Below are 12,815 nucleotides of genomic sequence, written 5' to 3' on the forward strand. Positions count from 1 at the left end.
ACCAAACCGAATGCGGTGGATAGGCCGCCGCATAGACGTGAAAGAAAGAATAGAAAATGAGCTATACTTCCACATATACCGCCGCACCCGTTGCGGGTCTGATGCCCAAGCTGCGCATGTCGTTGAACGCATTCCGCGCCTACAGCGCCGATCAACGCGCCAAACGCCAGACCTTCCGCGAACTGTCGGCGATGAATGACCGAGACTTGGCAGATATCGGTGTTGCACGCGGCGAGATCCGCAATATTGCATCGCAAGCGGTTGCCCTGCGCTAAATCGTTCGTCTAAAGCCACAAGAATTTTCCCGCCGCAAAGTCCTCCCACTTTGCGGCGGTTTTACTTTGTCTGATCAAATGTTTACGGGGTGATTCTTGGCACCGGTAATTCCCCATATCGGCTGTCGTTTGACTTGATATCGCCCCCGAAAACCCCGTCCGCCGCTGCGCCCCCCAAAATAGCGTTTTGCAATCTCACCCCTTGCCAGAATTATATTCCTGACCAAGGATGAATGATACTATCGCGGACTTGCTTGCCGCAGCACCATTGAAGCGCGGCCGCGTCATGTTACCTCCTCATCAGAAGTAACGGAGAATATCATGATCAAACACGCCACACTCACCGCAATCGCCCTTGCTACCGGCGTCAGTGCTGCTCAGGCAGAGACGCTGAATGTCGGCATGTCGGGCGGGTACTTTCCCTTTACCTTTGTGAAGCTCGACGAGCTGCAGGGGTTCGAGGTCGATTTCATCAACGCTGTAGCCAAGGAAACCGGCGACGAGGTCAATTTCGTCACTATGTCGTTTTCCGGTCTGATCGGCGCGTTGGAATCCAACCGGATCGACACCATCGCCAACCAGATCACCATCACCCCCGAGCGCGAGGCGAAATTCGCCTTTTCGCAGCCTTACGTCTTTGACGGGGCGCAGGTCGTGGTTAAGGCCGGCAACGAAGACACCATCGGCAGCGTTGAAGACCTGAGCGGGAAAACCGTTGCGGTCAACCTCGGCTCCAACTTTGAGGAGTTGTTGAACGAACTGCCAAATGCGGGCGAGATCGACATTCGCACCTATGAAAGCAACATCGCTCAGGACACAGCGCTTGGTCGAGTGGATGCCTTTGTCATGGACCGCGTCTCGTCCGGCCAGCTGATTGCCGAAAGCCCGCTGCCGCTGGCGCTGGCCGGCAAGCCCTTTAGCGAAATCCGAAATGCGCTGCCGTTCCGCAACAACGACGAAGGCAAAGCCCTGCGCGACCGGTTCGACGTAGCAATCACCAAGTTGAAAGAAGACGGCACCCTGACCGAGATTTCGGAAAAGTGGTTCGGCTCTGACATCACGACAGCCGAGTAAGCCAAGATGCGAGGGCTGGATTTCGAATACATGTGGGGCTTGCTGCCGGTGTTGCTGGGCTATGTCCCGCTGACGCTTTTTATGGCGTTTATCGGCATGGTCTGCGCATTGGTGCTGGCCTCTGCGCTCGCGGTAGAGCGGGTGTTCCGGATTCCGGTCCTCGACGTCTTGGTGCGGCTGTTCATCAGCTTTTTTCGCGGCACGCCGTTATTGGTGCAGTTGTTTCTATTTTATTACGGCTTGCCGCAAGTCCTGGGCTTTCTGGGGAATATTGACGGCGTCACCGCGACGATCATGGGGCTAACACTGCATTTCTCGGCCTATATGGCCGAAAGCATCCGTGCCGCTATTCTGGGCGTGGACCGCAGCCAGTGGGAAGCCGCGCAAGCGGTTGGAATGACCCAAGTTCAGATGATGCGACAGATCATTCTACCACAGGCATCACGCGTCGCCGCGCCGACGCTCGTGAACTACTTTATCGATATGATTAAAGGGACCTCGCTGGCCTTCACCCTTGGCGTGACAGAGCTGATGGGTGCGACCCAGAAAGAAGCAGCCGGCAGCTTCTTGTACTTCGAAGCCTTCCTCGTTGTCGCCGCGATCTACTGGGTGTTGGTCGAAACGCTGGCCTTTGCGCAGCGTCACTTAGAGGTCTATTTGAACAAGGCGCATGCGCGATGACGAAGACAATGAATATTTCAGAGACGGGCAGGGCGACAGGCGACGGCATCACCATCGCGGGCCTGAGCAAATCATTCGGCAGCACCACCGTGTTGAAAGACATCTCGCTTGATATCGCCCAAGGGGAACGGGTGGTGATCATCGGCCCGTCGGGCACGGGAAAATCTACCTTGTTGCGCTGCCTGAACTTTCTTGATGCACCCGACGCGGGCGTTATCCGCATCGGCGATATGTCCGTCGATGCCGCAACCGCGAAACGCCCCGACATTCTAGCGCTGCGCCGGCGGACTTCTTTCGTATTCCAGAACTATGCTTTGTTTGCCAACAAGACCGCACGCGAAAATATCACCCAAGCGTTGATCACCGTGCAAGGCTACAGCAAGGCTGACGCTAACGCGCGAGCCGACGCGACACTGCGCGAAACCGGCCTATCCGAGAAAGCTGACAGCTATCCGGCCGCCCTGTCCGGTGGCCAACAGCAACGCGTGGGTATCGGCCGCGCAATGGCGCTGGATGCAGACCTGATGCTATTTGACGAACCGACATCTGCGCTGGATCCAGAGTGGGTCGGCGAAGTGCTGGACCTGATGCGCCGCGTGGCCGAAAAACGCCAGACCATGCTGATTGTTACCCACGAAATCCAGTTCGCACGCGAGATCGCCGACCGAATCATATTCATGGACGAAGGCCGCATCGTCGAACAAGGCACGCCGGCGGAGCTCATTGACGCGCCAAAAGATCCGCGCACCCAATCGTTCCTGCGCCGCGTGACCTGAAGGTTCGTTTTAATGCAGGTGACAAGCCGCGATTGCTAGGCAGAGTCCGGCGGAGTTAAAGCTACGCTTTGCATCTGCCGGTTCGAGGTGAATGTTTTGGTGCACTGCTCATTAACCACAGAAACTGGTCTGCCGGCATGGGCCGACTGCGGGACCCTGCGAGTGTAGATGAATGGCGGAGAGACAGGCTGACGCACTTCTGGCCTAATGTTCTGATAATAAACTCTTATCGGGGATCGGTGCAACCATTAACCATCATTCTACCCCACATCAAAATCAACCGTGCATTTGGCAAGGAAAACTGAGCCGATCAGTAGCAGTTCCGGACGGACGGACACCCCGCCCCCTATGGGGCGGTGAAGGTGTCCGTCCGTCCGGAACTTTTTTTGCGTTTTCATTTTGGTCCGGTCACATCCGGAACAATGTCTTCTTCAGGAGGGAGAGGCGCGGTGCCGATCCTGACTTACTCAAAATGAAAGATGACTATGAAAACTATGTCCCCCAACTCTCAATATAGCTCTGCACCTGCCGTAACCAAGGCTGGTGAGTTTCGACCCAAACTTAACGCCCCCTTTGTTGTTAAGAACCTTTTCAAACCCGGTGAGGTCTCAATGATTGCGGGCGCGCCGGGTCTCGGCAAATCAACTATTTCAGCAGCGATAGCGGCACACGCCGCGCAGGGTCGTGACTTTGGCGGTTTGTCCGTCCGGAAAACGGTGGTGATCTACTACGCCGCCGAAGACAGTTACGGAGTTCTTTGCCGCGCACATCCATACATGCGAGACCCAGCCTGTGCAAATGCACCGTTCTACGTAGTTCACGGTGCACCCAACCTCATGGACGCTGAAACGCCAGAGAAGGTCGCAAGGTTCATCAACGCCAAAAAGGCTGAATATGGTTGTGAGCAGGCGCTTGTAATCTTTGATACGCTGAATCGGTGTATAGGTGAGGCAGATGAGAGTAAGCGTTCTCAGGAGGGCACTGTCGGGTCAGCTTGACGTCTTGAAGTTCCACGGGAGCAGATCGTCGATGCCGCTTTGTGGGTGACCATTGGCGATCGCTGTGAGGGTTGCCTTGAGATAGGCGAAGGGCTCGATGCCGTTGATCTTGCAGGTCTCGATCAGTGAGGCGATGCGGCCCCAGGCGATACCACCCTCGTCATGCCCAGCGAAGAGGGCGTTTTTCCGATTGAGGGTGATGGGGCGGATCAGGTTTTCGACGCGGTTGTTGTCGATCTCGACGCGCCCATCGGCCAAGAAGGTCTGCAGTCCGTCCCAGTGATTGTGGATGTAAGTCAGCTTTTCACCCAGCCGGGATTTGGTGGAGATCTTGCGGCGCTCAGCCTCCAGCCATTCACCGAATGCTGCGACCAGCGGGGCACTGCGGGCCTGACGGGCAGACAATCGCTGGCCGGAGGAGATGCCACGAATGTCAGCTTCGACGGTATAGATTTCGGCGATGCGGCGCAGGCCTTCGGCGGCGATCTCTGAGCCATCTCGGTCAAAGACTTCCTTCAGCTTGCGGCGCGCATGCGCCCAGCAATGGGCCACCCGAATGGGGGCACCGCCCTTGCGCGTGGGTTTGGTCAGCCGATTATAGCCCTGATAGCCGTCGATCTGCAGGATGCCGTCGAAGCCTGTCAGGAAGGTTTCGGCATTCGCGCCCGCCCGACCGGGGGCATAGAAGTAAACCACACCGGGCGGATCTTCACCGCCCCATGGTCGGTCATCGCGGGCCAGTGCCCAGAGATAGCCAGTTTTGGTTTTACCGCGCCCCGGATCCAGCACCGGGGCCGTGGTTTCGTCCATGAACAGTTTGTCGGATCGTTTCAGGTGTTCGGCCAGCCGGTCGACGACGGGCTTGAGGTGGAAGGCCGCCTTGCCGACCCAGTCCGCCAGCACAGCGCGGTGCAGATCAAGACCCGCACGCGCCAGGATCTGGCTTTGGCGGTATAATGGCAGATGATCCGCATACTTGCTGACCAGCACATGGGCGATGGTGGCCTCGGTCGGCAGGGCACCTATGATCAGATGCGATGGTGCGGGAGCCTGGGTCACGCCGTCGGTGCAGGTCCGGCAGGCGTATTTCGGGCGGACGGTGACAATGACGCGCAACTGCGCCGGCACGATGTCCAGCCGCTCACTGCGGTCTTCCCCGATCTTGTGCATAACGCCGCAGCCGCAAGGGCAGCTCAGGCTGTCAGGTTCGATGACTTCTTGGATGCGCGGCAGTGCGGCCGGTAGATTGCCGATGGTGCGCTTTGGCGCAGATTTGGTTGTCGTCTTGTCACCTGTCTGAGCGGCCAGTTGGTCCTTCTGCACCTCGACCTCAGCCAGGGCGATGGACAGATCCTCGAACGCCAGCTGCCGCTCATCCTCGGTCAGCTTTTCCGACCGTTTGCCATGTAGGGCATGGTTCAGCTCCGCAATCAGGTGCTCTTGCCGTTGGGTGATTTCCGTAAGCGCCGCTACCTTTTCCATCAACGCCAAAACCGCCGCACGCTGCGCAGCAGGGATGGTGGATAGGTCAATGGCGGGTGTCGTGATCATGCCATCAGGATACGATAAAACCCCATTAAAAACACACAAAAGACAGCGGTTGATTCACTCTGCCGCAGCAGGTGGGCGCATCTCCAGAGCCTTGACCTTGCGCCAGTCCAGACCGGCAAACAGGGCCTCGAACTGGGCGTGGTTCAGCGCCATCATCCCGTCCTTGATCGCCGGCCAGGTGAAGGTCGCTTCTTCCAGCCGCTTATAAGCCATCACCAATCCGGTGCCGTCCCAATACAAAAGCTTCAGCCGATCCGCCCGGCGCGAGCGGAACACAAAAACCGTGCCGGTGAACGGATCCTTGCGCAGCACCGACGACACGATCGACGCCAGACCATCATGACCTTTCCTGAAGTCCACAGGCTGCGTCGAGACCAGAACCCGCACACGGTTTGATGGGAACATCATGGCTGACCCTCGATTGCCCGCACGATCTCGGCAACCCGGGACGAACTGGTCGTGCCATCGAGCCGGACTGTCACACGACCAATCCCAATCTCGATGGAGGTATGGGATGACTCGTCAGGCTTCGCGGACCGCCCCGCAACGGCCGACATATGCGCACCGCCGCCACCATCCGAGACTACGAGTGGCGCAAAACTAAAGGCGTCGTCATCGCCCGCAGGTAAAACCAACCGGCCATCGCGTGCTTGACTCCGCCATTCCGATAAATGGTTCGCCCGAAGCCCATACCGCGCCGCAACTGCATTCACGCTCACGCCCGGCTGCAAACTCTCAGCCACGATCCGTGCTTTGACCTCATTGGGCCACCGCTTCTGGCCATTGGCCCGTATCTCCACCCCGTAGTCCCTGAGAAACTCTACCGTAGTCGCCATCGCGAAACTCCCGCCCAATATCCGTCAGAAACGGAGTCGCAGCTCAGGCGAAAACTGGGAAGGTGCTGTCCAGGCAACGCTTACAGATGAGAACTCGTCGAGTGCTATGGGGACTGTTGTTGGGAATGCGACATTTATCGCTCAAATCACTCACTCGTCCGTCGTATTTGTTCACCACGTGGGGAACGGAAATCCCGACCGACCGCGGGGATCCTCGGCGTTCCATGGAAATGTTGACTGCCTTTGCTTGATTTCGAAAGCGTCTGTATCCGGGTCCGAAAAAGTCGTCCTACTCAACGCAATCAAACAAAAGAACGCACAAGAACTTGGCTCACTTCCGTTCAAGTTGGCGGCGTTGAACATCGGCGTAGACCGTGAAGGATGCGAAGTTACCGTTCCTATGGCAATCCCGATGGAACCGAAGGCATTTGCGAAAGCTTTGACGCGGACGAAAGTCGCCAACGACAACAAGCAACCTTCGCAGGACACCGTGGAACGCGTAGCTGACATTGAACGCGTGCTGATGGAACTCGCTGACACTGATCCCGGCTGCTATTTCTCTCAATCGGAGATAGCAGAGCGTTCAGGCTCAATCTTTAACAGTGTTAGAGGTTCCGACAGTCTGCGGGTTGCGGTGCGACGGGCGCTGTTAGCTTTGGAGAAGGCCGGCAAGGCAGAGCGCGGAACTAAGGGGTATAGGAGCTCTCTTTCGCCCTCTAACGCCAATGACAACGCCTTGAGCGACTAACTCCCAGAGGCGGCGCGCCCCCGGTCACGTTTCCAGAGGGCGCGCTTCCATCGGAGGCTCCTCCATCTTGCCCTGTCAGCCGCTCCATTTCGTCTTCGAAATAATCGAGCATAGAGGACGCCAGCTGCCGGAGATCCGAAGAGGGGATTGTTGTGAAGTCATGATCTACCAATCTGAATCTGATGCAGTGTCTCGAAGCGTGAGCCAAAATGGTATCAAGCGATTTTCTTAGTTTTTCGTCCATTACGTTTATTCCCTATGTTCAATTTTTGAAGGCGCACAACGGATAAAATAGTCATTTTATCCCTTTCTCCCAAAAGGCAATGCATGGCACTGTTTTCATTCCGGCACTCTGTGAAGACCTTCTCGCCGAAATGCGGAACCAAAAGCCGCATGGCTGAGATTGGTCAAACCGAAGCGCATTTGCATTATATTACTCGCTCCGCAGCGGCGCGGGATGTTGTGCGAAAGCAGATTGATCAGCCGACCGATACTCTACAAGGACGCGCCGCAGAGTCTGAAGCTCAGAAGCGACGCGGAAGAGTCTGCGAAAGATTTATAATCGCACTTCCGGTAGAGGCATCGCTTGAGCAGCGACTGGAGCTTGCTGCGGAGTTTGCGGACGCGCTTACGCAGGGAAAGGCTGGATATATTTTGGCCATTCACGACAAGGCTGGGAACGACCAACAAAACCCTCATTTCCATCTTGTGGCGTTCGACAAGCACGAAAAATCAGGAGCGCGTGGCCGTCCAAAGAGCGTTCTGGGTATGTCAAGAAAACACGCTGTGGAGATGTGGGCCGAGAGATGGGCCAGCCTTCATAATCGTAAGATGAGCGAATGGGGTTTCGGAGCTGCCTCTGCCATCAGTCATCTTTCTTTTGACAAGCAGGGGATCGACCGCATTCCGGAGATCCATGAAGGCCCTGGGTCTCGCGCCATGAGTTCACGGGGAGCCAAGGCTACAGCTAAACCTGAATGGAAACATATTGACGCCGGAAAAACGCGGGCCGAAGCGAACAGCGTTATCAGGGAAATCAATCAACTTATTGAGGAGAAAAAATATGCCACAGGCAATCGACTGGGAAGCGCAGATCGAAGAAATCCGGCGGAAAGCGACAGCCGCCGCTCGGCACTCCGAGAGGACTGTCAACGGGGTAGCTCAAACCCTTTCGCAGGTTGGAACCCAAGCACAACTGCTTGCGAAAATAGACAGAGAACAACAGGTGATCACAAGCCGCCTTGGATCGTTGGAGCGAAAGCTAATAGAGAAGTTGGATCACGCGAAGGTTCAGCCCATGAAAGGGGCAAACAGACATCCAGCGGTCCTTTTGAGATGGCTAAGTGGCGTCGTGCTCGGCGCACTCCTATCAGGCGCGTTTTTCTGGAGCTAATCTTCCTACGGGACACCCTCCGAGCACGGCTTGCGACTTTTAATGGTCGCCGCCGCACGCGGCCGCTGTCCAAGTCCATTGCAGCGTCGCCCACAACGGCAATCACAAAGAAGGTGGCCCGTGAGCGCGGCATAGAAAGATCAACGTAACATCTGACTAATGATCAGTTGCGAAAGTGGGAAGTCTCGGTATAGATTCTATCCAAAGTTGAGAAGACAAGTTTTGTTTCGCTATATAGACTTAACGCCATGGTTCAAGGCGTCCTCAGGCAGGGGGCGCAATGATCAGAACTTTGGGGTTTGGAAAGGTTTTTGAGTCCTATGAAGATTGAGTCCAAAGATACGAACGTTCTGCGCCTATTTACATCTGATTTCCTGCTTATCCCAAGATTCCAAAGACCCTATTCTTGGGATGATGAGAATCTCGACGAGTTCTGGAACGACGTCGTGAAGAATGAAGGAGGCGATTACTTTATCGGCTCTATGGTTCTCTATGAGTCAGGGGCAGAGGAATATGGGGTCGTCGATGGGCAGCAGCGATTAACGACCATTACGATCTTGCTGTGCGTGATCCGCAACGCTTTCAGCAAGCTCGGTAAAGATGACCTTGCAAAAGGGCTCCATGCAAAGATTGAAAGGGGAGATATTGATAGCGTTAATCGTTTCGTTGTTATGACCGAAACATCCTACCCTTTCTTTGCCGAAGAAATCCAAAAATATGGTGAGAAGGACTTTGCAACGATTCCACAAAGGGAAGAGAAACGGCTTCAAGCATCATTTGCTTTCTTCGAAAAGAAAATCGGAGGGATTTTGAGCGCGGTAGACGCGGATGGAATGATATCGAAGGACGACAAACTTGAGGCTAAGATCGTTCGCTTAAAAGAACTGCGAGACGCCGTCCTCAGTTTAAGCCTTATTAGGATAGAACTGGATAATGAGGACGATGCATATCTTATTTTTGAGACACTCAACACTCGCGGAAAAGACCTCGCCCTGACTGACCTCCTTAAAAACCACTTTTTGAAGACGATTAAGGGTGCAGGTTCTGTTGATGCTGCGAAGGAACTTTGGACAAGAATATTAACCACCTTGGGTAGTAGCGAAGTCGATATTGATCCGGATGTTTTCTTTACTCACTCATGGTCCTCAAAATTCGAAGCGACCACACAGCAGAAAGCCTATAAAAAAATAAAATCAGAGGTGAGTGAAAAAAATGCCAAAGATCACCTTAAAGGCTTTGCAACTGATGCATCAAACTACGTTTCGATTTTTAATCCCAATCAGGGCTGGAAGAAGGAACAGGTAGATATCATCTCATCGCTATCAGCGATGAGGGTTTTTCGAATAAGCCAACATACGCCCGGCGTCCTTTCGTTAGTTAGGGCGAACAAGGCTTCTTTGATCAGCGATAAAACTCTCAAACGTGCCCTTCGAGGGATTGAAAACTTCCACTTCCTGTTCACGGCAGTCACCTCGTCAAGGTCGTCAGGTGGCATTTCGGCTATGTATTCTTCGTTTGGTAGGAAAGTGTTCGAGGCGAAGGACGCCAACGAAGCTGGTTTAGTAATCAATGAGTTGCTTGAAAAACTTAAAGAGAGAATGCCGACCCAATCAGAGTTTATGGCTGGTTTCGATCAAATCCATCTCACCAACAGCAACACAAAGCAAGCAAGCCTTGTTCGCTATATCCTGAAGGGGTTTGCCAGTCATCAAAAACTCGCTTTTTCCGACGATGCAGCTAACCTGACGATCGAGCATATTTATCCACAGTCCAAAATAGATGGTCAATGGACACCCGAGGTAGTCGGGAGTCTGGGAAACCTTATTCTGCTCACATCTGCTGACAACGGTAAGATAAAGGATGATGATTTTTCAAAAAAAATGATTACTCTCAAGTCTCTCACTGGTTCCGTTCCCCAAGATGTGTTGGACGCCGAAGATTGGACTATTGAACGGGTTAAGCAGCGAACCCTGCAGATGGCTGAAACTGCATATAATCAGATTTGGAATATCGCGTAGGGCTCCTCCGGAGCCCTACAAGGGTATCTCCGAGATCAATACCTAAGCGTCGTTAGCGAACATCTGGATTGTCCGGCGATTTATCTCTGCCACCCGTGTTGTAGGGTCTGCGTAAAGCTCCAACTCGCCCATTGCCCACATCCCCCACTGCTCAAGCAGTTTGTGGCGCTCGTGGACCAGCATCGCGCGATTGTAAGCTTGGACTGTTTTAGAGCCAACAGAGTGAGCTAAGACGTAACCGCGCCATTGTTACCGCGGCGATTTAGCTTTGATGCGTGCCACCAGATCGGTGTCATGCACGAAGTCATCAAGGAACTCATGCCAGGTTTTGTTGGTGATACGAGCGGCGCGGATCATGTCCATCAGCTCTTCGATCCCGTCATCGGTCAGTGTGGTGCTTGTTTCGTCGGGTCCGACGTAAACGCTGACGATGTTTCCATAGGTCAGGTTGTCGTCGTTGGAGATGATCGGGTAATCCCCCCTAAAATTAGTGGTGTTCAAAAGTAGAATTTTCTCGGCAAGATATCTGAGGAGATTTACGATGAAGAACGGACGATTTAGCGATGCGCAGATCATGGCTGTGTTGAAGCAGGCGGAGGGCGGTGTGCCGGTCTCTGAGCTTTGCCGGGAGCACGGGATGAGCAGTGCCAGCTTTTACAAATGGCGGGCTAAATTTGGCGGTATGGACGCGTCGCTCATCGCAGAGATGAAGGACATGGCCGAGCAGAATCGCCGCCTCAAGAAGATGTATGCGGAGATGAGCATGCAGAATGAGTTGCTCAAGGAAGCCCTCGGAAAAAAGTCTTGAGGCCGTCTCATCGACGAGAGATGGCCATGAAGATGGTGGCGGTGCATGGGGTCAGTGTCGCGCTGGCGTGCCGCACGTTCCAGATCAGTGAGACCTGCTATCGCTACAGTCCAACGCTGAGCACCGAGAACGAGGAGATCGCCGATTGGTTGGAACGTCTGACGGCAAACAAGCGCACCTGGGGCTTTGGCCTGTGCTTTCTGTATCTGCGCAACGTGCAGGGCTATTGTTGGAACCATAAACGCGTGTACCGGATTTACTGCGAACTGGAGCTGAATCTACGGATCAAACCCAAGAAACGGCTGAAGCGCGACAAGCCAGAACCGCTGGCTGTGCCTGACAAGCCAAATGAGACGTGGTCGATGGATTTTATGGCCGATCAGCTCTCTGACGGCCGGTCGATCCGGACACTGAACGTCCTGGATGACTTCAATCGCGAGGGCCTTTGCATCGAAGTCGACTTCTCATTGCCAGCCGAGCGCGTGGTGCGGAGTCTGAACCAGATCATCGAATGGCGTGGAAAACCCAAGGCTATTCGTATTGATAATGGACCCGAATATGTCAGTGGAAAGCTCATGGAATGGGCAGAAAAACAAGGCGTTAGGCTGGAATACATCCAACCCGGAAAGCCCCAACAGAACGCCTATATCGAACGCTACAACCGCACGGTTCGCGGCGAATGGCTCAGCCAGTACATCTTTGAAACCATCGAGGAGGCACAGGATCAGGCCACGGAATGGCTCTGGACTTACAACAACGAACGACCCAACATGGGCATCGGCGGCTGCGTATTCCGGTGCATCCGGCCGGTCATTCCGACAACATCCGGCCACCTAAACCGGTGTATCCGGCCGCCCTTGTTTAGCGGCTGCGAGGCCTGAGTTTTTGGTTAACCGTTTTGGGCGCTTTCGTCACCTGTTTTGAGTTTGGTTTTTCGCATGCTCTGGCCGTCGAGTTCGACGCGATATGCGTTGTGTACGAGACGGTCGAGAATGGCATCTGCGAAGGTAGGTTCACCGATCACGTCATGCCAGGCGTCGATGGGCAATTGGCTGGTGATCAGCGTTGATCCGGCTTCATATCTGTCTTCGACGATCTCCATCAGGTCGCGCCGCTGGCTGGCGTTGAGACGGTCTGGGCCCCAATCGTCCAAGATCAGCAGCCGGGTTTTGGTGAGGGCTTTGAACAGGCGTGGGAAGCGTCCGTCGCCATGGGCCAGCTCCAACTCGTCAAAGAGACGCGGCATACGTTTGTAGAGCACGGTGACGCCGTCCCTACATGCGGCTTGCGCGAGCGCACAAGCCAACCACGTTTTGCCCACGCCGCAGGGGCCCGTGATCATCAGGTTACGACGGTCTTTGATCCAGCGCCCGGTCAACATCTGCTGGAACACGGCTTTGTCGAGACCGCGCCGGGATTTGTAATCAATGTCCTCGGGCGATGCGCCGACGTGGCGCAATTTTGCGGTGCGCATGCGGCTTTCAAAGCGTTTGGTTTCTCGGCTCGCGCTCTCACGGTCGACGAGCAGCCCCAGCCATTCGGCATGGCTGAGCGCGGCTGCACCGTCCTGTATTTGCATCTCAGCAAAGGCTTCCGCCATGCCGTCGAGCCTGAGTGATTTGAGCTGATCCAAGGTTGGATGATCAAGCATATCTTG

Annotated in this window: 14 protein-coding genes; 9 read left to right on the forward strand and 5 right to left on the reverse strand. The window is 54.7% G+C overall.

The window, feature by feature from the left end:
* Nucleotides 1–56: 56 nt before the first annotated feature.
* The 5 genes from ACVBAU_RS10705 (at nucleotide 57) to ACVBAU_RS10725 (ending at nucleotide 3,804) form a co-directional block, all read left to right on the forward strand.
* Nucleotides 57–275, forward strand: coding sequence for a DUF1127 domain-containing protein (locus ACVBAU_RS10705; protein ID WP_138923293.1), 219 nt, complete (start codon nucleotides 57–59; stop codon nucleotides 273–275).
* A gap of 321 nt (nucleotides 276–596) precedes the next feature.
* Nucleotides 597–1,349, forward strand: a complete 753-nt coding sequence (locus ACVBAU_RS10710) for an amino acid ABC transporter substrate-binding protein (RefSeq protein WP_448326254.1) — start codon at nucleotides 597–599, stop codon at nucleotides 1,347–1,349.
* Nucleotides 1,350–1,355: 6 nt separating this feature from the next.
* A complete protein-coding gene (locus ACVBAU_RS10715) occupies nucleotides 1,356–2,030 on the forward strand; it encodes an amino acid ABC transporter permease (protein WP_448326256.1) in 675 nt (224 codons plus the stop codon).
* On the forward strand, nucleotides 2,027–2,806 hold the full coding sequence (locus tag ACVBAU_RS10720; RefSeq protein ID WP_448326258.1) for an amino acid ABC transporter ATP-binding protein: 780 nt from the start codon (nucleotides 2,027–2,029) through the stop codon (nucleotides 2,804–2,806). Before ACVBAU_RS10715 ends, ACVBAU_RS10720 begins: the two co-directional genes overlap by 4 nt.
* A gap of 485 nt (nucleotides 2,807–3,291) precedes the next feature.
* The gene (locus tag ACVBAU_RS10725) at nucleotides 3,292–3,804 is read left to right on the forward strand and encodes an AAA family ATPase (protein ID WP_448326260.1); all 513 of its coding nucleotides are present in this window, start codon (nucleotides 3,292–3,294) and stop codon (nucleotides 3,802–3,804) included.
* Here ACVBAU_RS10725 and tnpC read toward each other — a convergent pair.
* From tnpC to tnpA, 3 genes are read right to left on the reverse strand one after another with little or no spacing between them, the layout of a single operon-like run.
* Entirely contained in the window at nucleotides 3,796–5,355 is a 1,560-nt protein-coding gene (gene tnpC / locus ACVBAU_RS10730; protein WP_237271760.1) for an IS66 family transposase, read from the reverse strand. The two genes, ACVBAU_RS10725 and tnpC, sit on opposite strands and share 9 nt — an antisense overlap.
* 54 nt (nucleotides 5,356–5,409) lie before the next feature.
* Complete coding sequence (gene tnpB / locus ACVBAU_RS10735) at nucleotides 5,410–5,763, reverse strand: IS66 family insertion sequence element accessory protein TnpB (RefSeq protein WP_067629907.1); 354 nt, start codon at nucleotides 5,761–5,763, stop codon at nucleotides 5,410–5,412.
* The gene (tnpA, locus tag ACVBAU_RS10740; protein WP_067629910.1) at nucleotides 5,760–6,191 is read right to left on the reverse strand and encodes an IS66-like element accessory protein TnpA; all 432 of its coding nucleotides are present in this window, start codon (nucleotides 6,189–6,191) and stop codon (nucleotides 5,760–5,762) included. Before tnpA ends, tnpB begins: the two co-directional genes overlap by 4 nt.
* A 247-nt stretch (nucleotides 6,192–6,438) precedes the next feature.
* Between tnpA and ACVBAU_RS10745 the strand changes: the two genes are divergently transcribed.
* The 3 genes from ACVBAU_RS10745 to ACVBAU_RS10755 all read left to right on the forward strand — a co-directional run bounded on the left by ACVBAU_RS10745 (nucleotide 6,439) and on the right by ACVBAU_RS10755 (nucleotide 10,350).
* Nucleotides 6,439–6,939, forward strand: coding sequence for a hypothetical protein (locus tag ACVBAU_RS10745; protein WP_448326262.1), 501 nt, complete (start codon nucleotides 6,439–6,441; stop codon nucleotides 6,937–6,939).
* 327 nt (nucleotides 6,940–7,266) lie between these two features.
* Nucleotides 7,267–8,481 (forward strand): MobA/MobL family protein, encoded by a 1,215-nt coding sequence (locus tag ACVBAU_RS10750; protein ID WP_448326264.1) that lies wholly within the window; start codon nucleotides 7,267–7,269, stop codon nucleotides 8,479–8,481.
* A gap of 171 nt (nucleotides 8,482–8,652) precedes the next feature.
* Nucleotides 8,653–10,350, forward strand: a complete 1,698-nt coding sequence (locus ACVBAU_RS10755) for a DUF262 domain-containing protein (RefSeq protein ID WP_448326266.1) — start codon at nucleotides 8,653–8,655, stop codon at nucleotides 10,348–10,350.
* A gap of 249 nt (nucleotides 10,351–10,599) precedes the next feature.
* On the opposite strand, the gene ACVBAU_RS10760 is transcribed toward ACVBAU_RS10755, so the two are convergent.
* Entirely contained in the window at nucleotides 10,600–10,851 is a 252-nt protein-coding gene (locus tag ACVBAU_RS10760) for a hypothetical protein (RefSeq protein WP_448326268.1), read from the reverse strand.
* A gap of 40 nt (nucleotides 10,852–10,891) precedes the next feature.
* Here ACVBAU_RS10760 and ACVBAU_RS10765 point away from each other — a divergent pair.
* A protein-coding gene (locus ACVBAU_RS10765) for an IS3 family transposase (RefSeq protein WP_448326270.1) occupies nucleotides 10,892–12,039 on the forward strand; the annotation gives its coding sequence in 2 pieces (ribosomal slippage) (nucleotides 10,892–11,153 and nucleotides 11,153–12,039; 1,149 coding nt in all).
* A gap of 8 nt (nucleotides 12,040–12,047) precedes the next feature.
* On the opposite strand, the gene istB is transcribed toward ACVBAU_RS10765, so the two are convergent.
* Complete coding sequence (gene istB / locus ACVBAU_RS10770; RefSeq protein ID WP_448326272.1) at nucleotides 12,048–12,809, reverse strand: IS21-like element helper ATPase IstB; 762 nt, start codon at nucleotides 12,807–12,809, stop codon at nucleotides 12,048–12,050.
* Nucleotides 12,810–12,815 lie beyond the last annotated feature (6 nt).

It is taken from the genome of Sulfitobacter sp. M13 (assembly GCF_053474885.1).

Bases quoted from the DNA above. Each gene is read 5' to 3' on its own strand.
- ACVBAU_RS10750 (WP_448326264.1), top strand. From the start codon at position 7,267: ATGGCACTGTTTTCATTCCGGCACTCTGTGAAGACCTTCTCGCCGAAA.
- ACVBAU_RS10755 (WP_448326266.1), top strand. From the start codon at position 8,653: ATGAAGATTGAGTCCAAAGATACGAACGTTCTGCGCCTATTTACATCT.
- tnpC (WP_237271760.1), bottom strand. From the start codon at position 5,355: ATGATCACGACACCCGCCATTGACCTATCCACCATCCCTGCTGCGCAG.
- ACVBAU_RS10715 (WP_448326256.1), top strand. From the start codon at position 1,356: ATGCGAGGGCTGGATTTCGAATACATGTGGGGCTTGCTGCCGGTGTTG.
- ACVBAU_RS10720 (WP_448326258.1), top strand. From the start codon at position 2,027: ATGACGAAGACAATGAATATTTCAGAGACGGGCAGGGCGACAGGCGAC.
- ACVBAU_RS10725 (WP_448326260.1), top strand. From the start codon at position 3,292: ATGAAAACTATGTCCCCCAACTCTCAATATAGCTCTGCACCTGCCGTA.
- ACVBAU_RS10710 (WP_448326254.1), top strand. From the start codon at position 597: ATGATCAAACACGCCACACTCACCGCAATCGCCCTTGCTACCGGCGTC.
- tnpA (WP_067629910.1), bottom strand. From the start codon at position 6,191: ATGGCGACTACGGTAGAGTTTCTCAGGGACTACGGGGTGGAGATACGG.
- ACVBAU_RS10705 (WP_138923293.1), top strand. From the start codon at position 57: ATGAGCTATACTTCCACATATACCGCCGCACCCGTTGCGGGTCTGATG.
- tnpB (WP_067629907.1), bottom strand. From the start codon at position 5,763: ATGATGTTCCCATCAAACCGTGTGCGGGTTCTGGTCTCGACGCAGCCT.
- istB (WP_448326272.1), bottom strand. From the start codon at position 12,809: ATGCTTGATCATCCAACCTTGGATCAGCTCAAATCACTCAGGCTCGAC.